This window comes from Streptomyces sp. NPDC001843 (genome assembly GCF_042891955.1).
GTDB lineage: Bacteria > Actinomycetota > Actinomycetes > Streptomycetales > Streptomycetaceae > Streptomyces.
Window position 1 is genome coordinate 350,841 of record NZ_JBIATQ010000008.1, and the last position, 21,756, is coordinate 372,596.

General features: G+C 69.2%; 15 protein-coding genes and 1 tRNA gene. 6 read left to right on the forward strand and 10 right to left on the reverse strand.

Annotation, left to right across the window (positions count from 1 at the left end; genetic code table 11):
• Positions 1–41 precede the first annotated feature (41 nt).
• The 5 genes from ACFYZQ_RS22290 to ACFYZQ_RS22310 all read left to right on the forward strand — a co-directional run bounded on the left by ACFYZQ_RS22290 (position 42) and on the right by ACFYZQ_RS22310 (position 6,757).
• The gene (locus ACFYZQ_RS22290) at positions 42–893 is read left to right on the forward strand and encodes a hypothetical protein (RefSeq protein WP_389150289.1); all 852 of its coding nucleotides are present in this window, start codon (positions 42–44) and stop codon (positions 891–893) included.
• On the forward strand, positions 890–3,205 hold the full coding sequence (locus ACFYZQ_RS22295) for a hypothetical protein (protein ID WP_389150292.1): 2,316 nt from the start codon (positions 890–892) through the stop codon (positions 3,203–3,205). Before ACFYZQ_RS22290 ends, ACFYZQ_RS22295 begins: the two co-directional genes overlap by 4 nt.
• A 3-nt stretch (positions 3,206–3,208) precedes the next feature.
• Complete coding sequence (locus ACFYZQ_RS22300; RefSeq protein WP_389150295.1) at positions 3,209–4,633, forward strand: hypothetical protein; 1,425 nt, start codon at positions 3,209–3,211, stop codon at positions 4,631–4,633.
• Positions 4,630–5,175, forward strand: coding sequence for a Pycsar system effector family protein (locus ACFYZQ_RS22305; protein ID WP_389150298.1), 546 nt, complete (start codon positions 4,630–4,632; stop codon positions 5,173–5,175). The genes ACFYZQ_RS22300 and ACFYZQ_RS22305 overlap by 4 nt, the downstream gene beginning before the upstream one ends.
• 79 nt (positions 5,176–5,254) lie before the next feature.
• The gene (locus ACFYZQ_RS22310; protein WP_389150301.1) at positions 5,255–6,757 is read left to right on the forward strand and encodes a M48 family metalloprotease; all 1,503 of its coding nucleotides are present in this window, start codon (positions 5,255–5,257) and stop codon (positions 6,755–6,757) included.
• A gap of 75 nt (positions 6,758–6,832) precedes the next feature.
• Here ACFYZQ_RS22310 and ACFYZQ_RS22315 read toward each other — a convergent pair whose 3' ends face one another.
• The 10 genes from ACFYZQ_RS22315 to ACFYZQ_RS22360 all read right to left on the reverse strand — a co-directional run bounded on the left by ACFYZQ_RS22315 (position 6,833) and on the right by ACFYZQ_RS22360 (position 20,147).
• Complete coding sequence (locus ACFYZQ_RS22315) at positions 6,833–10,732, reverse strand: DNA-directed RNA polymerase subunit beta' (RefSeq protein ID WP_389150304.1); 3,900 nt, start codon at positions 10,730–10,732, stop codon at positions 6,833–6,835.
• 98 nt (positions 10,733–10,830) lie between these two features.
• The gene (rpoB, locus tag ACFYZQ_RS22320) at positions 10,831–14,316 is read right to left on the reverse strand and encodes a DNA-directed RNA polymerase subunit beta (protein WP_389150306.1); all 3,486 of its coding nucleotides are present in this window, start codon (positions 14,314–14,316) and stop codon (positions 10,831–10,833) included.
• Between the two features lie 569 nt (positions 14,317–14,885).
• Positions 14,886–15,269, reverse strand: coding sequence for a 50S ribosomal protein L7/L12 (rplL, locus tag ACFYZQ_RS22325; RefSeq protein ID WP_358656822.1), 384 nt, complete (start codon positions 15,267–15,269; stop codon positions 14,886–14,888).
• A 116-nt stretch (positions 15,270–15,385) separates the two neighbouring features.
• Positions 15,386–15,916: a 50S ribosomal protein L10 gene (gene rplJ, locus ACFYZQ_RS22330; RefSeq protein ID WP_388798465.1), complete on the reverse strand. Its 531-nt coding sequence runs from the start codon at positions 15,914–15,916 to the stop codon at positions 15,386–15,388.
• Positions 15,917–16,230: 314 nt separating this feature from the next.
• Positions 16,231–17,157, reverse strand: a complete 927-nt coding sequence (locus tag ACFYZQ_RS22335) for a hypothetical protein (protein WP_389150309.1) — start codon at positions 17,155–17,157, stop codon at positions 16,231–16,233.
• Between the two features lie 165 nt (positions 17,158–17,322).
• Entirely contained in the window at positions 17,323–18,048 is a 726-nt protein-coding gene (rplA, locus tag ACFYZQ_RS22340) for a 50S ribosomal protein L1 (RefSeq protein WP_388798459.1), read from the reverse strand.
• Between the two features lie 99 nt (positions 18,049–18,147).
• Positions 18,148–18,582, reverse strand: coding sequence for a 50S ribosomal protein L11 (gene rplK, locus ACFYZQ_RS22345; protein ID WP_316750050.1), 435 nt, complete (start codon positions 18,580–18,582; stop codon positions 18,148–18,150).
• A gap of 168 nt (positions 18,583–18,750) precedes the next feature.
• Complete coding sequence (gene nusG, locus ACFYZQ_RS22350) at positions 18,751–19,602, reverse strand: transcription termination/antitermination protein NusG (RefSeq protein WP_389150311.1); 852 nt, start codon at positions 19,600–19,602, stop codon at positions 18,751–18,753.
• A gap of 80 nt (positions 19,603–19,682) precedes the next feature.
• Positions 19,683–19,967 carry a preprotein translocase subunit SecE gene (gene secE / locus ACFYZQ_RS22355; protein WP_388798452.1) on the reverse strand — a complete coding sequence of 95 codons (285 nt, stop codon included), beginning with the start codon at positions 19,965–19,967 and terminating at the stop codon, positions 19,683–19,685.
• Positions 19,968–20,074: 107 nt separating this feature from the next.
• Positions 20,075–20,147, reverse strand: a tRNA-Trp gene (locus ACFYZQ_RS22360).
• Positions 20,148–20,407: 260 nt separating this feature from the next.
• Here ACFYZQ_RS22360 and ACFYZQ_RS22365 point away from each other — a divergent pair.
• Positions 20,408–21,634, forward strand: a complete 1,227-nt coding sequence (locus ACFYZQ_RS22365) for a pyridoxal phosphate-dependent aminotransferase (protein ID WP_389150313.1) — start codon at positions 20,408–20,410, stop codon at positions 21,632–21,634.
• The last annotated feature ends 122 nt before the right edge of the window (positions 21,635–21,756 follow it).

Genomic DNA, 21,756 nt, shown 5'->3' on the forward strand with positions numbered 1-21,756 from the left:
GGCGAGGCCCGACCCCGCAGGACAGCCACCGAAAGGCGACCATGACCGACCCCGTGAGCCGGACGATGCTCCTGCTCGACATCGAGAAGTACAGCGACCGGGACGACGTCGAGCAGGCGTACCTGCGACGCGTTCTCTACGACATCGCCGACCGCGCCCTGGAACGCGCCGGCATCGACGAGACCCGCCGGCTACGGGCCGACCGGGGCGACTCCGTCATGGAGCTGATCGACGCCAACGCCTCTGTGACGGCACTGCTGCGGGCCCTGCTCACCGAGGTGCCGTCCCAACTGCACGGCTACAACCGGCTGGCGTCGCGCTCGGCCCAGATCCGGCTGCGGGGCGTGGTCGCCACGGGCTACGTCGCCGTCGACACGCACGGCGGCTGGGTCGGCTCCGACCTCAACCACGCTTGCCGGCTGCTCGACGCCCCGCTCCTGCGCGCCGCCCTGCGGGAGCGGACGGACGGTTTCGCGCTGTGCGTGTCGGAGGGCGTGCACACGGGGATCGTCCGCCACGACCACCACGGGATCCCGGCCGACGACTTCCATCCGGTCACCGTCACCAGCAAGAACGGCCCACTGCGCGCCTGGCTCCACGGCCCGGTACCGCACGGCACCCAGAACCACGGTGACACGGGGGCGGGGGAGGCCCCGGTGCCGACGACGTCGGGGGACGTCCCGGCACCGGGGCCACGGACCAGGGAGGCACCGGCACCGCCCACGCCCGGAGCGCACGCACAGCCGGCGCCGGCCGCCGGCGGTGTCGTCTTCAACCTCGGCGGCTCACCCCGCATCGGCGGCAGTCTCGTGGGCGGGGACCAGCACGGCGTGTCCGGTGGGCAGGTCACGGGGGACGTGCACCTCGGCGGAACGACGGGTGAGGAGTCGTGACGGGCTCGCCGCCGTCCGGGGCCACCCCGGACGGCCACACCGCCGGCGCCGCTTCCCCGCACCAGCCCCGGCCGGGTCAGTCCGCCGCGGGGCACGCCTCCCCGAGACAGTCGCCGCCCAGACCGTCGTCCCAGAGGCAGTCCCCGCCCCGGCAGCCGGCACCGCCGAGACAGGGAGACCCGGGGCAGCCGGAGCCCGGCGACGACCCGGGTCCCCACGCAGACCCGCATGCCTACGCCGACCTGGAGCCCGAGGCGGAGGGCGCCCAGGAAGCCCGGGCCGCACAGCGGGAGTTGGTCGCCCACACCCCGGGGTTCTTCCTCGGCGACGACGCCCGTGTCGGCGGCAGCCTGGTGGGCGGGGACCAGCACGGCGTGTCCGGCGGCCAGGTCCGCGGTGACGTCTACATGGGCGGCCGCACCGAGATCCACCACCACGGCCCCGCGGGCACCGCCCCCGACGCCTCCGGTGAGATACCGCCCGAGCAACTCAAGGAGCTCGCGGCCGTCTTCGCCGAGGGCCCCGCCTTCGCCGCCGCTCTGGAACGGTTACGCGAGGAGCGGGTACTGGTCCTCTGCGGCGCCCACACCACCGGCCGCAACGCCGCCGCCCTGATGCTCATGCACCGCCTCGGCGTCTCCGCCGTCCACGCGCTGAGCCCCGAGACCCCGCCCGCCGCCCTGAGCGGGCAGCTCACCCAGTCCGGCGGCCACGTTCTGCGCGACCTTCCCCTCAGCCGCAACCGGCCGCTGCGCGACACCCACCTGTTCGCGGCCCGCGACCAGCTCGCCAAGACCGACGGCTACCTCGTCGTCACCGTGGAGAAGTCCCCCCACCTGCGCGGCGTCACCCCCTGTCCGTGGACTCCGCCGCCCGCCGAGGACGTCGTACGGTCCCTGCTGAACCGGCGCAGACCCGGCGAGGCCGACGCCCTGCTCGCGCTCCCGCCGGTGGCCGATTTCCTCGCCGACGCCGACCGTCATCCGGCCGAGGCCGCCGCGTTCGCCGAGGCGCTGGCCGCGTACGACGGCAGCCCGGACGCGCTGGCACGACTCGCGGACTTCGGGCAGGCCGCCGTGGAGAAGCAGTGCCGCGACTGGCTCGGCGACCCGGACACCGGACTGCGCGAGAAGGCCTTCCTGATCGCGCTCGCCGTCTTCGACCAGGCGCCCTATGTGCTCGCCGCCGAGCTCGCCGACAAACTGTTCGTGCACTTCGAGCGGTTGCAGCACCCGGAGAAGCCGCCGACGATCCCGGTCTTCGGGCCGACCGCCGAGGACCGCCTCCTGCTCGCCCGGGCCGAGGGGGAGATACGGCAGGAGCAGACGGACTGGGGGCCGGTCCCGCAGTACATGGCCGCCTTCCGCGACGAGCGCACTCCCCAGGTACTGCTCACCGAGGTGTGGACCAGCCACCCCTCGGCCCGCCCGGCCCTGGTCGAGTGGCTGAAACTGCTCGCCCGCGACGGCCGCCCCCTGGTCCGTACCCGCGCCGCCGCGGCCACCGCGCTGCTCGCCGCCGCCGACCTGCCCTCCACGATGGCGCTGCTCGTCGACGACTGGGCGACCGCTCGCGGCTTCGGCCCGCGCGTCACCGCCGCCAACACGCTCGTCCTGGCCCAACTCCTGGGCGCTCCCGTCGTGCTGCGGCTGCTCACCCAGTGGTGCAACGACGGCCAGTGGGGCCGGCGGTGGACCGCCATACGCGCCCTCGGCCTGCTCGCCCCGCTCCGCCCCGACCTGGCCGGGCCGGCGCTCGACGCGCTGGCCTCGCGCGCCCGGGTCGACGCAAGCAACGCGGCCGAGCAGCACAACCTCACCGAGTCCGCCGCCCTGTTGCTGTCCGCGGGCCAGCGCCGCGGGGAGGTGCTCGCCGAGTTCGTACGGCTGCTCTACCGGGACACCCCCGCGGTCCGCGACCTGGCTCTGGCCGCCTTCGCCCGCGCCTGCGACAACGACGAGGACGGCGCGCTCGTCGGCTGGTACGCCGACACCGGCATGTACCAGGCGGACGCGGCCCGTGACATGGCCACCTTGTGGCGCACCGCGCTCAACGACCGTGCCCACACCCGGGCCGCCCTGAACGCCCTGCACACCTGGGTGCACGTCGCCGCCCGCCGCACGGACGCCGCGCTGGCCCTGGAGTTGCTGCTGCCCGCGCTGATCGTCACCGCGGACGACCGCAAGCGCCTCGACCACGAACTGCGGACGATGCGCGCCGAGGACGGCAGCCGGCGACCGCCGCTGGCCGAACACCTGCTCACGGTGCTGCACCCGGGCACCACGGAAACACCCCAGGACACGAGGAGTTGAGCCATGGCGGACTTCCGCCGACCGCCGGAGTGGACGCAGAACGCCGACCGGCACACCGCGCTGGTCGACCCGGTGCTGACCGTGCGTCCGATCTCGCGGTTCGACTACACCGCCCGCAAACAGGTCGGCGCGATCGACCACGCCCTGGTCTTCGTCACCAGCGGCGGCTCGTACGACGTCTACATGCCGCCGCACCGGCCGAGCCGCACGGACGCGGCGACCCGCCGTTACACCTCCGTGTACGAGGTGGACATGGGCAGCCACCCGGTCCAGCTGGAGCTCGAACTGCCCAGTGACGACGACGCGTTCGCCTTCGGGGTGACCGCCGACCTGACCTGGCGGGTGGCGGACCCGATCGCCTTCGTGGCGAGCGGCGAGCGGGACGTGCCGACCCGGCTCACCCGCGAACTCCAGCAGGTGGCCCGCCCGGTCACCCGCCGCTTCCCCATCGAGGACAGCCCCGGCGCCGAACGGGCCGTGCAGCGGGTGGTCGAGGAGGAGGGCCACTTCGCCACCGGGACCGGTCTGCACGTGACCTGCGTGGTGCGGTTGCGTCTGGACGACGACGCGATCGCCCACCGCCGCCGCAAGCGCACCCTGCGCTACGAGTCGGAGATGCTCGACCCCGAGCACGAGTACCGGATGCGGCAGGCGCAGCTCGAGCACCAGTTGGAGGTGCTGCGCGGACAGCAGTCCCAGGAACTGGTGGCGCAGAAGATCGCCTTCTACCAGTACTGGCTGCAGCACGGTGGCGTCGCCGCCTGGGCCCTGCACCTCGCGGCCCACCCCGGGGACACCCGGACGGCCATCGGCGCCCTGCAGAAGGACCAGATCGGCGCCATCCGCAAGGAACTCGAACTGATCGCCGGGGACACCCTGGAGGACTACCAGAAGGCAGAGTCGGCGCGGACCGTGCTGCGCTCCGTCGACGACCTCATGCGCGAGCAGGCGGCGCCGCCCGAAGCCCTGCCCCCGGGCGTTCCGCCGCAGCAGCCGTACGTCCCCCCACAGCCCTACGCCCCGGGCCCACCGCCCGCCCAGCCGCCGGCGCCCTACCTCGCACCGCCCGGCACCCCGGCCCCGTACGACCCGACGGCACAGGGGACCGCCGGGTCGTACGGACAGCAGCCGCCTTATGGCCCACCGACGCCAGGACAGCCTCAGTACGGGCAACCCCAGTACGGACCACCGCAGTACGGACCACCGCAGTACGGACCACCGCAGTACGGGCAGCCGACGCCGGGGCAGCCGCACGAGCAGTCGCCCGCCGGACAGCCGTCCTACGACCAGACGACGGTCCCGACGCCTCCGCCGCCGCCCCCAGCCGGCACGCCTCCCCTGACCCTCGTCTCCGACGGCCCCGCACCGGCCGTACCGCCCCCGCCCGGCGTGCCCCCGGAGCAGTCCCCCGAAGCGGGGTCGGCGTGACCTCCCCGGGCACCACCACGCCTCCCGCCACCACCGGCCCCGCCCCCGCCCTCGCCGCCAACCGCACCGCGGAGCGCCTGCTCACCGAGCTGCGGGGGGAGATCGCGCGGGCCGACACCAAGGCCTCCGTGCTCGTGGCGGCGCTGGGCATGACAGCGGGGGTGTTCACCGGACTGCTGGCCGGGCGGGACTGGTCGACCAGCCGGCTCTCCGGTCCCGCGGCCGTCCTGTGGTGGGCCGGGGCGACCGCGCTGGCCCTGTCGCTGCTCGCGCTGCTGCTCGCCGTCCTCCCCCGCTACCGCTCCGGCTCATGGGCCGAGGGGCGCCCCCTGTGCTACTTCGGTGACATCCAGGAGGCGGTACGGGAAGGGCGGCTGGCCGAGGCCCTCGCCGACACCGACCGCGATCCCACCGCCGCCCTGCTGGCCGCGCTCACCGAGACCAGCCGGATCGCCGCGTCCAAGCACCGGTGGATCCGCACCGGCCTGATCGCCTTCTGCGTCGGCACCCTGCTCCTGCCCACCGCCGCACTCCTGGGCTGACGGCCCGCGCTCGAACGCCCCGACAGCCGGCCCGGCCTCCCCGCGCACGTACGACCCGCACCAGAAGGAGCCTCCGCTCATGTCCCAGCCGCCCGACCCCTCCGTGCCGCCCCAGTACCCCGAGCCGGCCTACCCCGACGCCACGGCCCCGCAGCCGCCCGCCTACCCGGCGGCACCGCCGACCGCCCCGCCGTCGTACCCCGGCGAGCCCGCCTACCCCACAGCCGCCCCGCAGTACCCGCACACCGCCCCCGGCCACCCTGCCGCCGCACCGGCCTACCCGGCCGCCGCCCCTACGTACCCGGGCCAGGCACCCGCGTACCCGGCCCAGCCCCCCGCGTCCGGCGCCCAGGCATATCCGGGCCAGCCCCCCGCATACCCGGCGCCCCCCGGTCATCCCACCGCGGGCCCCGGCCACCCGCCCACCGGCGGCATCCCGGCACCACCCGCCACCCCACCCGCCGCGCCCCCGCAGTACCCCGCCGCCTACCCGCCGCCCCCGCAGACGGCCGCGGTCCCGCCCCAGGCCCCGTACGCCCCAGGAATGCCCCCACCCGCGCCTCCCTCCGCCCCCGGCTTCTCCCCCGCCTTCTCCCCCTCCCCACCCCCCGTCCCCGAACCGGCCCCGGACGACCTCGACTACCGCCACCGCGGCGCCCGTCTGCACGTCGCCGAGCACCAGCGCGGGGCCGACGCCACGGCGATCGGGCGGCTGGCGGTGCAGCTTCCGGGGGCGCTGGTGAGCCTCGCGTTGGTCAGTTCCATAGCCCTCGGCATCTTCGGTGACGTCGTGGGAACGATCGTGATCCTCGCCTGGGTCGCGTCCGGCCTGCTCGTCTTCCACCGGCCGACGGAGCTGGCCTTCGCCCGGTACGTGCTCAAGCTGCGCATCCCCACTCCGGAGGAGCTGGCCCGCCTGCAGCCGATCTGGAACGAGGTGACCGCCCGCGCGGGCATCGAGCCGGGCACGTACGAGCTGATGGTGGAGAACAGCGACGAGCTGAACGCGGTCGCCGTGGCCGGCCATGTCGTCGGCGTCACGACGTACTCCCTGAACCGGATCCCGAGCAGCAACCTGGCCGCCGTGCTCGCGCACGAGCTGGGACACCACACCGGCGGGCACGCCTGGGCCGGTCTGCTCGGCTACTGGTACTCGCTGCCCGGCCGGATCGCCTGGGCGGCGACCAGGGGGCTGGCCAGGTTCGCGATCGCGGTCGCCAGCATCTTCTCCATGGCGGCGACCGGGTTCCTGATCCTGTTCATGGCGATGGTCGCGGCCGCCGCGCTCTTCGCCGCCTGGTACATCACCATCCCGCTCGTGGTCGCCCCGTACCTGCTGGCCTACGCGGGCCGGCGCGGCGAGCTGCGCGCCGACCAGCAGGCCGCCGAACTGGGCTTCGCCCGCCAGTTGTCCGAGGTGCTGTACCACTTCCAGAACGAGGAGACAGCGGCGAAGGCGGCCCTGGCCGCGCAGGGGCAGAAGCTCCAGGAGCCCGGCACCCTGGCCAGGCTCCTGTCCACCCACCCCGATCACCAGACCCGTCTGACGGCCCTGCATCCCTACCTGGGCCTCGCCCGCTGACGTTCCCGAGACAACGCCGAAGGGCGGCCACCCCACGGGGGTGGCCGCCCTTCAGTGCGTCAGCCGGACGCTCGCTTACTGGTTGTAAGGACCGTAGTCGTAGTCCTCCAGCGGAACGGCCTGGCCGGAGCCGGTGCCGAACGGCGAGTAGTCGATGTCGTCGTAGCCGACGGCCGAGTACATCGCGGCCTTGGCCTCCTCGGTCGGCTCGACCCGGATGTTGCGGTAGCGGGACAGACCCGTACCGGCCGGGATGAGCTTACCGATGATGACGTTCTCCTTGAGGCCGATCAGGGAGTCGGACTTGGCGTTGATCGCCGCGTCCGTCAGAACCCTGGTCGTCTCCTGGAAGGACGCCGCCGACAGCCAGGACTCGGTCGCCAGCGAGGCCTTGGTGATACCCATGAGCTGCGGACGACCGGAGGCCGGGTGACCGCCCTCCTGGACCACACGACGGTTCTCCTGCTCGAACTTCGAGCGCTCGACCAGCTCGCCGGGCAGCAGCTCGGCGTCGCCGGACTCGATGATCGTCACACGGCGCAGCATCTGCCGGATGATGATCTCGATGTGCTTGTCGTGGATCGACACACCCTGCGAGTTGTACACCTTCTGGACCTCGCCGACCAGGTGGACCTGGACGGCACGCTGACCCAGGATGCGCAGCACGTCGTGCGGGTTGGTGGCACCCACGGTGAGCTTCTGGCCCACCTCGACGTGCTCGCCCTCGCTGACCAGGAGTCGGGCACGCTTCGAGATCGGGAACGCCGTCTCGTCGCTGCCGTCGTCCGGCGTGATGACGATCTTCTTGGTCTTCTCGGTCTCCTCGATCCGCACGCGGCCCTGGGCCTCGGAGATCGGGGCGACACCCTTCGGAGTACGGGCCTCGAAGAGCTCGACGACACGCGGCAGACCCTGGGTGATGTCGTCACCGGCCACACCACCGGTGTGGAAGGTTCGCATCGTCAGCTGGGTACCGGGCTCACCGATGGACTGGGCGGCGATGATGCCGACCGCCTCACCGATGTCGACCAGCTTGCCGGTGGCCAGCGAACGGCCGTAGCACATGGCACAGGTGCCGACGTGCGACTCACAGGTCAGGATCGAGCGGGTCTTGACCTCCTCGACACCGTGACGCACGAGCTGGTCGATGAGCACGTCGCCCAGGTCGACGTTGGCCGGCGCGATCACCTTGCCGTCGATGACGACGTCCTCGGCGAGCATGCGGGCGTAGACGCTGGTCTCGACGTCTTCCGCCTTGCGCAGCACACCGTCGGCACCGCGGTGGGCGATCTTCAGCTTCAGACCGCGCTCGGTGCCGCAGTCCTCCTCGCGGATGATGACGTCCTGCGAGACGTCCACCAGACGACGGGTCAGGTAACCCGAGTCGGCGGTACGCAGGGCGGTGTCCGCCAGACCCTTACGGGCACCGTGCGTGGAGATGAAGTACTCCAGCACGGACAGGCCCTCACGGAAGGACGCCTTGATCGGACGCGGGATGGTCTCGTTCTTCGCGTTCGACACCAGACCGCGCATACCGGCGATCTGCCGCATCTGCATCATGTTTCCTCGGGCACCCGAGTCAACCATCATGAAGATGGGGTTGGTCTTGGGGAAGTTCTCGTTCATCGCCTCGGCGACCTCGTTGGTCGCCTTGGTCCAGATCGCGATGAGCTCCTGAGTGCGCTCTTCCTTGGTGATCAGACCGCGCTCGTACTGCTTCTGGACCTTCTCGTCCTGCGCCTCGTAACCGCGGACGATCTCCTTCTTCGCCTCGGGAACGACGACGTCGGAGATGGCCACGGTGACACCGGAGCGGGTCGCCCAGTAGAAGCCGGCCGCCTTCAGGTTGTCGAGCGTCGCCGCCACGATGACCTTGGGGTAGCGCTCGGCCAGGTCGTTGACGATCTCGGAGAGCTGCTTCTTGCCCACCGAGTAGTCGACGAACGGGTAGTCCTCGGGCAGCAGCTCGTTGAAGAGTGCGCGGCCCAGGGTGGTGCGCAGGCGGAACGAGTCACCCTGCTGCCACTCGGGCTCGCCCTCCTCACGCGCCGGCGGGGTCCAGCCGCGCGGCGGGATGGTGCCCACCGGGAAGCGGATGTCGATCGACGACTGCAGCGCGAGCTCGCCGGCGTCGAACGCCATGATCGCCTCGGCCGTGGAGCCGAACGCCCGGCCCTCGCCCTTGGTGTCACGCAGCTCGCCGTCGGTGGTGAGGAAGAACAGACCGAGGACCATGTCCTGGGTCGGCATCGTCACCGGACGGCCGTCGGCCGGCTTGAGGATGTTGTTCGAGGACAGCATCAGGATGCGGGCCTCGGCCTGCGCCTCCGCGGACAGCGGCAGGTGCACGGCCATCTGGTCACCGTCGAAGTCCGCGTTGAACGCGGTGCAGACGAGCGGGTGGATCTGAATGGCCTTGCCCTCGACCAGCTGCGGCTCGAAGGCCTGGATGCCGAGGCGGTGCAGGGTGGGAGCACGGTTCAGCAGCACCGGGTGCTCGGCGATGACCTCTTCGAGGACGTCGTACACGACCGTGCGGCCGCGCTCCACCATGCGCTTCGCCGACTTGATGTTCTGCGCGTGGTTCAGGTCGACCAGGCGCTTCATCACGAACGGCTTGAACAGCTCCAGCGCCATCGCCTTCGGCAGACCGCACTGGTGCAGCTTGAGCTGCGGACCGACGACGATCACGGAACGCGCGGAGTAGTCCACACGCTTACCGAGCAGGTTCTGACGGAAGCGGCCCTGCTTACCCTTCAGCATGTCGCTGAGGGACTTCAGCGGGCGGTTACCGGGACCGGTCACCGGACGGCCGCGACGACCGTTGTCGAAGAGGGCGTCGACGGCCTCCTGGAGCATGCGCTTCTCGTTGTTCACGATGATCTCGGGCGCACCGAGGTCGAGAAGGCGCTTCAGTCGGTTGTTGCGGTTGATCACACGGCGGTACAGGTCGTTCAGGTCGGAGGTCGCGAAGCGGCCACCGTCGAGCTGCACCATCGGACGAAGGTCCGGCGGGATGACCGGCACGCAGTCGAGGACCATGCCCTTGGGGCTGTTGGAGGTCTGCAGGAACGCGGACACGACCTTCAGCCGCTTCAGCGCACGGGTCTTCTTCTGGCCCTTGCCGGTGCGGATGATCTCGCGGAGGCGCTCGGCCTCCTCGTCGAGGTCGAAGGACTCCAGACGCTTCTGCAGCGCCGCGGCACCCATCGAACCGTCGAAGTACGTGCCGAAGCGGTCACGCAGCTCGCGGTAGAGCAGCTCGTCGCCCTCGAGGTCCTGGACCTTGAGGTTCTTGAACCGGGTCCACACCTCGTCGAGGCGGTCGATCTCGCGCTGCGCGCGGTCGCGCAGCTGCTTCATCTCGCGCTCGGCACCCTCGCGCACCTTGCGGCGCACGTCGGCCTTGGCGCCCTCGGCCTCCAGCTCGGCCAGGTCGGTCTCGAGCTTCTTGGCGCGGGCCTCGAGGTCGGCGTCGCGGCGGTTCTCGATCTGCTGCCGCTCGACGGAGACGTGCGCCTCCAGGGAGGGCAGGTCGCGGGTGCGGCGCTCCTCGTCGACGTACGTGATCATGTACGCCGCGAAGTAGATGACCTTCTCGAGGTCCTTGGGAGCCAGGTCGAGCAGGTAGCCCAGCCGGCTCGGGACACCCTTGAAGTACCAGATGTGCGTGACGGGCGCGGCCAGCTCGATGTGGCCCATCCGCTCACGGCGCACCTTGGCGCGGGTGACCTCGACGCCACAGCGCTCGCAGATGATGCCCTTGAAGCGGACGCGCTTGTACTTGCCGCAGTAGCACTCCCAGTCCCGGGTCGGACCGAAGATCTTCTCGCAGAAGAGTCCGTCCTTCTCGGGCTTGAGGGTGCGGTAGTTGATGGTCTCGGGCTTCTTGACCTCGCCGTGGCTCCACTGACGGATGTCGTCGGCGGTGGCCAGGCCGATCCGGAGCTCATCGAAGAAGTTGACGTCGAGCACTATGCGTCAATCCCTCTCAGGGTTGTAAGTCTTTGGTCTGAAACGGGGGCCTGGGGGTCGGCGGGTCCCTGGTCGGTCAGGGGCCCGCCGGACTCCCGTCAGACCTCTTCGACGCTGCTCGGCTCGCGCCGGGACAGGTCGATGCCGAGCTCCTCCGCAGCGCGGAAGACATCCTCGTCGGTGTCACGCATCTCGATGGACATACCGTCGCTGGACAGCACCTCCACGTTCAGGCAGAGCGACTGCATCTCCTTGATGAGCACCTTGAAGGACTCGGGGATGCCGGGCTCGGGGATGTTCTCGCCCTTGACGATGGCCTCGTAGACCTTCACGCGGCCGGTGACGTCGTCGGACTTGATGGTCAGCAGCTCCTGGAGGGCGTAGGCGGCGCCGTAGGCCTCGAGGGCCCACACCTCCATCTCGCCGAAGCGCTGGCCACCGAACTGGGCCTTACCACCCAGCGGCTGCTGGGTGATCATCGAGTAGGGACCGGTCGAGCGGGCGTGCAGCTTGTCGTCGACCAGGTGGTGCAGCTTCAGGATGTACATGTAGCCGACCGAGATCGGGTCCGGGAACGGCTCACCGCTGCGGCCGTCGAACAGCCGCGCCTTGCCGGACGGGAGCACCATGCGCTCGCCGTCGCGGTTCGGGATGGTGTGCTGCAGCAGACCCGCGAGCTCGTCCTCGCGCGCACCGTCGAAGACGGGGGTCGCGACGTTCGTGCCCGGGTCGACCTGGTCGGCACCGATGGCCTGCAGGCGCTGGGCCCACTCGTCCGCGAGACCGGAGACGTCCCAGCCGCGGCTGGCGAGCCAGCCGAGGTGGATCTCCAGGACCTGTCCCGGGTTCATTCGGGACGGCACACCCAGCGGGTTGAGGATGATGTCGACCGGAGTTCCGTCCTCGAGGAACGGCATGTCCTCGATGGGCAGGATCTTCGAGATGACACCCTTGTTGCCGTGACGGCCGGCGAGCTTGTCACCGTCGGTGATCTTGCGCTTCTGTGCGACGTAGACGCGCACCAGCTGGTTCACACCGGGGGGAAGCTCGTCGCCCTCCTCGCGGTCGAAGACGCGCACGCCGATGACCTTGCCGGTCTCGCCGTGCGGCACCTTCAGCGAGGTGTCGCGGACCTCACGGGCCTTCTCACCGAAGATCGCGCGCAGCAGGCGCTCCTCGGGCGTCAGCTCGGTCTCACCCTTGGGCGTGACCTTGCCGACGAGGATGTCGCCGGCGATGACCTCGGCGCCGATGCGGATGATGCCGCGCTCGTCGAGGTCGGCGAGGACCTCCTCGGAGACGTTCGGGATGTCCCGGGTGATCTCCTCGGGGCCGAGCTTGGTGTCACGGGCGTCGACCTCGTGCTCCTCGATGTGGATCGAGGAGAGGACGTCGTCCTGCACGAGGCGCTGCGACAGGATGATCGCGTCCTCGTAGTTGTGACCCTCCCACGGCATGAACGCCACGAGCAGGTTCTTGCCGAGCGCCATCTCACCGTTCTGGGTGGCCGGACCGTCGGCCAGGACCTGGCCCTCGATGATCCGGTCGCCCTCGGCGACGACGACCTTCTGGTTGACCGAGGTGCCCTGGTTGGAGCGGGCGAACTTGGCCAGGCGGTACGTGATGTACGTACCGTCGTCGTTGGCGGTGGTGATGTAGTCCGCGGAGACCTCCTGGACCACACCCGCCTTCTCGGCCTTGACCACGTCACCGGCGTCGACGGCGGAGCGGTACTCCATGCCGGTGCCGACGAGCGGGGCCTCGGACTTGATGAGCGGAACGGCCTGACGCATCATGTTCGCGCCCATGAGGGCACGGTTGGCGTCGTCGTGCTCGAGGAAGGGGATCATGGCGGTCGCGACCGACACCATCTGGCGCGGCGAGACGTCCATGTAGTCCACGTCCTCGGGGCCGACGTAGTCGACCTCGCCGCCACGGCGGCGGACGAGCACACGGGCCTCGGCGAAGCGCAGGTCGTCGTTGAGCGTGGCGTTGGCCTGCGCGATGACGAAGCGGTCCTCCTCGTCGGCGGTCAGGTAGTCCACCTCGTCGGTGACCTGGCCGTCGACGACCTTGCGGTACGGGGTCTCGACGAAACCGAACGCGTTGACCCGGCCGTACGAGGCGAGCGAGCCGATCAGACCGATGTTCGGGCCTTCGGGCGTCTCGATCGGGCACATGCGGCCGTAGTGCGAGGGGTGCACGTCACGGACCTCGAAGCCGGCCCGCTCACGGGAGAGACCACCCGGGCCGAGCGCGGACAGACGACGCTTGTGCGTCAGCCCGGACAGCGGGTTGTTCTGGTCCATGAACTGGGACAGCTGGCTGGTGCCGAAGAACTCCTTGATGGAGGCGACGACCGGCCGGATGTTGATCAGGGTCTGCGGCGTGATCGCCTCGACGTCCTGGGTCGTCATGCGCTCGCGCACGACGCGCTCCATACGGGCCAGACCCGTACGGACCTGGTTCTGGATGAGCTCGCCGACGCTGCGCAGACGACGGTTGCCGAAGTGGTCGATGTCGTCGGTCTCGACGACGATCGTCTCGCCGGAGTCACCGGTGGTCTCGGTCTCGCCGGCGTGCAGCTTCACCAGGTACTTGATCGTCGAGATGACGTCCTCGACGGTCAGGATGCCCGCGTCGAGCGGAGCGTCCGCACCCAGCTTCTTGTTGACCTTGTAGCGGCCGACCTTGGCGAGGTCGTAGCGCTTGGGGTTGAAGTAGAGGTTCTCGAGCAGCGTCTGCGCGGCCTCGCGCGTGGGGGGCTCGCCCGGGCGCAGCTTGCGGTAGATGTCGAGCAGCGCGTCGTCCTGGCCCTGGGTGTGGTCCTTCTCCAGGGTGGCGCGCATGGACTCGTACTCGCCGAACTCCTCGAGGATCTGCTCGGTCGTCCAGCCGAGCGCCTTGAGCAGGACGGTCACGGACTGCTTGCGCTTGCGGTCGATGCGGACACCGACCATGTCGCGCTTGTCGATCTCCATCTCCAGCCAGGCGCCCCGGGACGGGATGATCTTGGCGGAGAAGATGTCCTTGTCGGACGTCTTGTCGATGCTGGAGTCGAAGTAGACACCCGGCGAACGGACCAGCTGGGACACCACGACACGCTCGGTGCCGTTGATGACGAAGGTGCCCTTGTTCGTCATGAGCGGGAAGTCACCCATGAAGACGGTCTGGGACTTGATCTCGCCGGTCTCGTTGTTGGTGAACTCGGCCGTCACGAAGAGGGGCGCGGCGTACGTGAAGTCGCGCTCCTTGCACTCGTCGATCGAGTTCTTGGGCGGCTCGAAGCGGTGGTCGCGGAACGTCAGCGACATCGACCCGGAGAAGTCCTCGATCGGGGAGATCTCCTCGAAGATCTCCTCGAGGCCGGACTTGGTGGGGACGTCCTGACCGTTCTCCAGAGCCTCCTCGACCCGACTCTGCCAGGCGGTGTTGCCGAGCAGCCAGTCAAAGCTCTCGGTCTGCAGCGCGAGCAGGTTCGGAACCTCGAGAGGCTCCTTGATCTTTGCAAAGGAAATGCGCAGCGGGGCGGTGCTGGCGCCGTTGTTCGTATTCGCGGTCGAGGCGTTGCGCGAGGCGGCCAAGAGGGGGTCCTTCCGAGGGCTCGGACTCACTACGCGCGTACCGGCCCCTCTCTCATACATAGCGACAAAAGTCCCAGGTCGGGGAACGTTCGTCGACGATGTACGAGTGAGGGCAGACCCCTGGTGACGGGCAGGGGACAGCTAACAGGCAGCGCAAAGGGTCAGTGTAGCCACTTGGCACACTGATGTCCAGTGCGGGTTTCTCGAGACCCTCGCTGTGCTCACCGCTCTTGTCAACGCCCTTGGCATCCTGCCCTCAACGCACGTTGATACTGCCCTCTTCGTCGTCGATCCATGCCTCGGATTTCGGATCGTTGTGACGACGCGTCCTGAGAATTGCGCGCTGCGTGCGGTTCGTCAAGGCCCCCCAAAGCCCGAAGCGGATGCCCCGGGGCCACGACGAAGATCACCTTACCCCTCGCCGTCACAGGCGCAAGGCAACCGTGGCCGGACCCCCGGAACGCCGAAGAGCGACCACCCGGATGGATGATCGCTCCTCGGTGCGTGACCGTTACAGCCCCAGGGGACTGTTTCGGCCGTCGCTCGGGTCGTGGTCGACCCGAATGGTCTTACTTGACCTCGACGGAGGCGCCGGCGCCCTTGAGGGACTCGGCGGCCTTCTCGGCGGCGTCCTTGGCGACCTTCTCGAGAACGGGCTTCGGGGCGCCGTCCACGAGGTCCTTGGCCTCCTTCAGACCCAGGGAGGTCAGCTCACGCACGACCTTGATGACCTGGATCTTCTTGTCGCCGGCGCCGGTGAGGATGACGTCGAACTCGTCCTTCTCCTCGGCCTGCTCGGCCGGGGCGGCCGGACCGGCCGGACCGGCAACGGCGACCGCGGCGGCGGCGGTGACGTCGAACTTCTCCTCGAACGCCTTCACGAACTCGGAGAGCTCGATGAGGGTCATCTCCTCGAACTGCGCGAGCAGGTCTTCCTGGCTGAGCTTCGCCATGATGGGCGATCCTTCCACTAATTCGGCTGGTGCCGGATGTACATGAGTGGCGGGCGTACGTTGGCCCGCTGTGACCTCTGCCGCGTCAGGCGGCCGGGGTCAGAAAGCGAGCCGAATTACTCGGCACCGCCCTGCTCGTCCTGCTTGGCGCGAAGAGCGTCCACGGTGCGGACGAGCTTCGAGGGAAGCGCCTGGAAGAGCTGCGCAGTCTGGGACTGCTTGCCCTTGAAGGCACCCGCCAGCTTGGAGAGCAGAACCTCGCGGGACTCGAGGTCCGCAAGCTTCTTGATCTCGTCGGCGGACATCGCCTTGCCGTCAAGGACACCGCCCTTGATGACGAGATTCGGGTTGTCCTTGGCGAAGTCACGGAGACCCTTCGCCGACTCCACCGGGTCACCGGTGACGAAGGCGACAGCCGTCGGACCAGCGAAGAGCTGGTCGTCCAGCGTGATCCCGGCCTCGTTGGCCGCAATCTTGGTCAGCGTGTTCTTCACCACGGCGTACTGGGCGTTCTCACCGAGCGACCGGCGCAGCGTCTTGAGCTGCGCCACGGTGAGACCGCGGTACTCGGTCAGCACGGCGGCGTTGGAGCTGCGGAACTTGTCCGTCAGCTCGGCAACCGCGGCAGCCTTGTCGGGCCTCGCCATAGAGCCTCGGCCTCCTTCCGGGTGATTCTGACCGCGCGGACCCGAAGGAGGACTGGGGAAAACGAAACGCCCCGGCGCAGGCGCACGGGGCGGGCTCGACCGGTCACACGCGCTGGTTCGCGCTTGCTCCGGGAGCTCTTCCACAGTCACCTGCGCGGGTCGCCCGCATTTTCAGCGGATCCTTCGGCCACCACGCCCTCATTCAAGCGCGCGGCAACGACCAGCGGTCTTTGGCTTCTGTAGGAGAGTACGTGAACGGATCGCGGTCGTGCAAATCCGCCCGTTCGGCCCCGTTCGGGGCCGCGCGGCCGGGATCAGGAGGAGCTCGTGTCGGACCCGGAGGCCGTGTTGCCGCTGCCCGGGGTCCCGAGTGACTTCATCAGGTCCTTGACGTCCCTGGTGTCACTGGCCGGAGGCTTCTGGACGGAGACCTTCACGCCGTAGTCGGTGTAGTACGCGGTGCTGGTCATCGGACCGGTCGCCATGTCCGCCTTCACGGCCGCCTTGACCAGGAGATCCTGGTCGTTGAGCCAGATGTCGAGGGTCTCCGTGGTGACGCCCGCCTGTGTGAGCTGCTTCTTCACATCGGCGAGCTGGCCGGCGCTGAGGTTGCTGTTCTTGCCGACGAGGTCGGCGACGTTCACCGTGCCCGAGTAGTGCGTGCTCCGCACGCCGGACACCTTCTCCTCGCCCACCTTCTTCACGTCACCGGAGGCCAGCAGCATGTTCACCGACTGCTTCGGCGTGGTGTTCTGCATCTGGTCCTTCATGTACGCGCCCGAGCCGCCGCTGAACTTGGCGAGGTCGTCGAAGCCGTAACGGAGCCAGTGCTTGCCGCCCATCTGCTCGGCGACCTTCCCGCTCATCTTCGTGTAGTAGGCGTCCGGCAGATAGCGGGCTTCCGTCGACGTCGAGCCGGCCTGGCGCATCGCGTCGACCAGCTTGCCGCCGGTGTAGGTGATGGTGAGGTCGCCCCGCATGCCGTTGCCCCATGCGACGGTGCCGTTCGCCGTCATCGACATCATGTTGCCGATGGTCGTGGTGGAGCGGACCCTGGCCGAGAGGGCCTTGTCGGTGGACTTCTCGGCGGAGCGCAGGGCGGCCACGGGGCTGACGTGCGAGAGGCTCGTGCCACCCGCCTTCCCGGAGCTCCCGTTCTCGGTTCCACAAGCGGCCAGCCCCGTCAAGGCGGTCACCACCGCTATGGAAAGAGTCACCCGGCGCACGGTCGTGCTCTTCATCTCGTCCCACCCCTATGCGAGTTGTGTGCCTGCACCGTAGCCCAGGCCACTGACGGTCACGCGAAAGACCGCGCAAAGAAAGGACGGGCCCCGCACCTCGGAAGGTTGCGGGGCCCGCCCTCTTTTGTCACGTCCGTGACGCGGCTACCGGGGTGAGCGCGAGGCTCAGACGGCGGCCGGGTCCTCCTCGACGAGGAGGTTGCGGGTGCGGTTCGGGTCGACCGGGATGCCGGGGCCCATCGTGGTGCTGATGGCGGCCTTCTTGATGTAGCGACCCTTCGCGGCGGACGGCTTGAGGCGGGTGATCTCCTCGAGCGCCGCGGCGTAGTTCTCCACCAGCTTGGTGTCGTCGAACGACGTCTTGCCGATGATGAAGTGCAGGTTCGAGTGCTTGTCGACGCGGAACTCGATCTTGCCGCCCTTGATGTCGGTGACGGCCTTGGCAACGTCGGGGGTGACGGTGCCGGTCTTCGGGTTCGGCATCAGACCACGCGGGCCGAGGACGCGGCCGAGGCGGCCGACCTTGCCCATGAGGTCCGGGGTGGCGACGACGGCGTCGAAGTCCAGGCGGCCCTTCGAGACCTCGTCGATCAGCTCGTCGGCACCGACGATGTCGGCGCCCGCGGCACGCGCGGCCTCGGCACGGTCACCGGTCGCGAAGACCAGGACCCGGGCGGTCTTGCCGGTGCCGTGCGGAAGGTTCACGGTGCCACGGACCATCTGGTCGGCCTTGCGCGGGTCGACACCCAGACGGAAGGCGACCTCGACGGTGCCGTCGAACTTGGTCGTGGAGGTCTCCTTGGCGAGACGGACGGCCTCGAGCGGGGCGTACTGCTTCTCCCGGTCGATCTTGGCGTCCGCAGCGCGGAGGGCCTTGCTGCGCTTGCTCACAACTGCTCCTGTGTGTTCTGAAAGGAGTCGTGGTACGGGCCGAGCAGGCCCTGCCACGTGCGACCGGCTACGGCCGCATGACTGCTACGAGGTGAGGGTTCAGCCCTCGACCGTGACGCCCATGGAACGCGCGGTACCGGCGATGATCTTCGCGGCGGCGTCCAGGTCGTTGGCGTTGAGGTCGGGGAGCTTGGTCTGGGCGATCTCGCGGACCTGCGCCTCGGTGATCTTGGCGACCTTGGTCTTGTGCGGCTCGCCGGAGCCCTTCTCGATGCCCGCGGCCTTGAGGATCATCTTCGCGGCCGGCGGCGTCTTGGTCACGAAGGTGAAGGAGCGGTCCTCGTAGACCGTGATCTCCACCGGGATGACCCAGCCACGCTGCGACTCGGTCGCGGCGTTGTAGGCCTTGCAGAACTCCATGATGTTGACGCCGTGCTGACCCAGCGCCGGGCCGACCGGCGGAGCCGGGTTGGCGGCACCGGCCTGGATCTGGAGCTTGATGAGCCCCGTGACCTTCTTCTTCTTGGGAGGCATAGCTCTCCGGGTCCTTTCGGTTCGGGTCCTGCCTGCGTTCGGGGGCGACCCGGACGCAGGCATACCGCACAACGATAACGGGTATAGATGCGCGGCTTAAAACCGCGCAGGTCAGGCGTCCGCCGAGCGTTCGCCTGACCTGCGCGGAAGCGGTTGGTCCAGAAAGAACTAGTTCTTCTGGATCTGGTCGAAGGAGAGCTCGACCGGCGTCTCGCGGCCGAAGATCTCCACCAGGCCCTTGACCTTCTTGGAGTCGGGGTTGATCTCGTTGATGGTCGCCTGGAGCGTGGCGAACGGGCCGTCGGTGACGGTGACCGAGTCGCCGACCTCGAAGTCCAGGACCTGGACCTCGACCTTGCGCTGCGGGGCGGGCTTGCCCTCGGCCTCGGCGGCCTCGCGGGCGGCCTTCTCCTCCGCCTCCGGGGCGAGCATCTTGACGATCTCGTCCAGGGTCAGCGGGTAGGGGTCGTAGGCGTTGCCGACGAAGCCGGTGACGCCGGGGGTGTTGCGGACGACGCCCCAGGACTCGTTGGTCAGGTCCATGCGGACCAGGACGTAACCCGGCAGCTTGTTCTGCTTGATCGTCTTGCGGTCGCCGTTCTTGATCTGGACGACCTCTTCCTGCGGCACCTCGGCCTGGAAGATGTAGTCCTCGACGTTCAGCGAGACGGCGCGCTGCTCGAGGTTGGTCTTCACGCGGTTCTCGTAACCGGCGTACGTGTGGATCACGTACCACTCGCCGGGCAGGGTGCGCAGTTCCTCGCGGAGGGCCTCGATGGGGTCGACGGGCTCGGCCTCCTCGGCCTCGGCCTCCTCGACCTCGGCTGAGGGCTCGGTCTCCGCCTCGTCGTCCTCGACGTGCAGGGCGGTTTCCTCGGCAGGCTCACCCAGTGCGGCTTCCGCAGCCTCGAACTCGTCCTCGTCGTCCGCGCCCTCGACGATGTCGAGCTCGTCGTCCACCGTCTCGGCAGCAGCCCCGCGAGGCTCGGTGGCGTCGTCGTTCAGGTTCGGGTCAGACACGATGGCTGCTTCTTCCTGGATACATAGGGGTGGAACATGCGAAAACGGGCGCCGGTACCACGGCGCCCTTCGCTCTTGGCTCAGCCGAAGACGTACTTGGCCGCGTGGTTGAGCCCATAGTCAATCACGGTCACCAGCGCGATCATGATGGCAACGAAGAAGATCACCACGGTGGTGTACGAGGACAGCTGGTTGCGCGTCGGCCAGACGACCTTGCGGAGTTCCGCGATGATCTGGCGGTAGAAGATGGCGAGGCGCTTCAGCGGGCCCTTCTTGGCACGCTTGCCACCCTTGCGGGCCTTCTTCTGACTCTCCTGCACCTCGTCCGCGTCAGGCGTGTCGATGGAGCCCACGGCGTCCGTCATTCGTCCTCACCTGATCCCGGGTCGTGGCCGTGCCGCGCCCGGTTTCTGAGCCGCACGGCGGTGCATTGCTGTACGTACATGCGCACACATCCTGGCGGTGTGTGTAGCAGGGCCGGAGGGACTTGAACCCCCAACCGCCGGTTTTGGAGACCGGTGCTCTACCAATTGAGCTACGACCCTTTGTGTGCTCCCCAACGTACCGCATCCGACCGAGTGCTCGGTGTGCACCGGCCGCGGTGCGGCTGCTGAAGGCCAACGAGGTGAGAGTGTACGTGGTCGCGGGCGCGGCGTCGAACAGAAAGTGCCCGTTCGGGACCACCGCACGGAAGATCGTCCTGGCCGCGGGGGGTATTCGGACCCTTGTTCACGACTCGGCCCGATGCTGTTCAGTGGGTGAAACCCGCGTGCCTGGTGTGTTTCGGGTCTGGAACGATGGCCCCATGAGCGCTGCAACCCCTCCCACCGAGCGCCGGGTCTCCGCCCGAATCGGCGCGATCTCCGAGTCCGCCACCCTCGCCGTGGACGCCAAGGCCAAGGCCCTCAAGGCCGCCGGGCGTCCGGTGATCGGCTTCGGCGCGGGCGAGCCCGACTTCCCGACCCCGGACTACATCGTCGAGGCGGCCGTCGAGGCCTGCAAGAACCCCAAGTTCCACCGGTACACCCCGGCCGGCGGCCTTCCCGAGCTGAAGGCCGCGATCGCCGCGAAGACGCTGCGTGACTCCGGCTACGAGCCGGACGTCTCCGAGGTCCTCGTCACCAACGGCGGCAAGCAGGCCATCTACGAGGCCTTCGCCGCGATCCTGGACCCGGGCGACGAGGTCATCGTGCCGGCGCCGTACTGGACGACGTACCCGGAGTCGATCCGTCTGGCCGGCGGTGTCCCCGTCGAGGTCGTGGCGGACGAGACCACCGGCTACCGGGTCTCGGTCGAGCAGCTGGAGGCCGCCCGCACGGACCGGACGAAGGTCGTCCTCTTCGTCTCCCCGTCGAACCCGACCGGCGCCGTCTACTCCGAGGCCGACACGGAGGCCATCGGCCGCTGGGCCCTGGAACACGGCCTGTGGGTGCTGACCGACGAGATCTACGAGCACCTGGTCTACGGCGACGCGGTCTCCGTCTCCCTGCCGGCGGTCCTGCCCGAGCTGCGCGACAAGTGCCTCGTGGTCAACGGTGTGGCGAAGACGTACGCCATGACGGGCTGGCGCGTGGGCTGGATCATCGGCCCGAAGGACGTCGTGAAGGCCGCGACGAACCTGCAGTCGCACGCCACGTCGAACGTGTCCAACGTGGCCCAGGTCGCGGCCCTGGCCGCCGTCTCCGGCGACCTGTCCGCCGTCGAGAAGATGCGCGAGGCCTTCGACCGCCGCCGCAGGACCATCGTGCGGATGCTCAACGAGATCGACGGCGTCCTCTGCCCGGAGCCGGAGGGCGCCTTCTACGCGTACCCGTCGGTGAAGGCCCTGCTCGGCAAGGAGATCCGCGGCAAGCGCCCGCAGAACACGGTGGAGCTGGCCGCGCTGATCCTGGAGGAGGCCGAGGTCGCGGTCGTCCCGGGCGAGGCCTTCGGCACCCCCGGCTACCTGCGGCTGTCGTACGCGCTCGGTGACGAGGACCTGGTCGAGGGCGTGAGCCGGATCCAGAAGCTGCTGGCGGAGGCGCAGGACTGACGTTCCCGCTCCGAAGGAGGGCCGAGGGCAGTCGTACTACGCCCCTCGGCCCTCCTTCACTTGTGCGAGCAAGACCACGTTCGGGGAATCCGCTTCCGGGACGGCGGGGACGTACGGCAGGA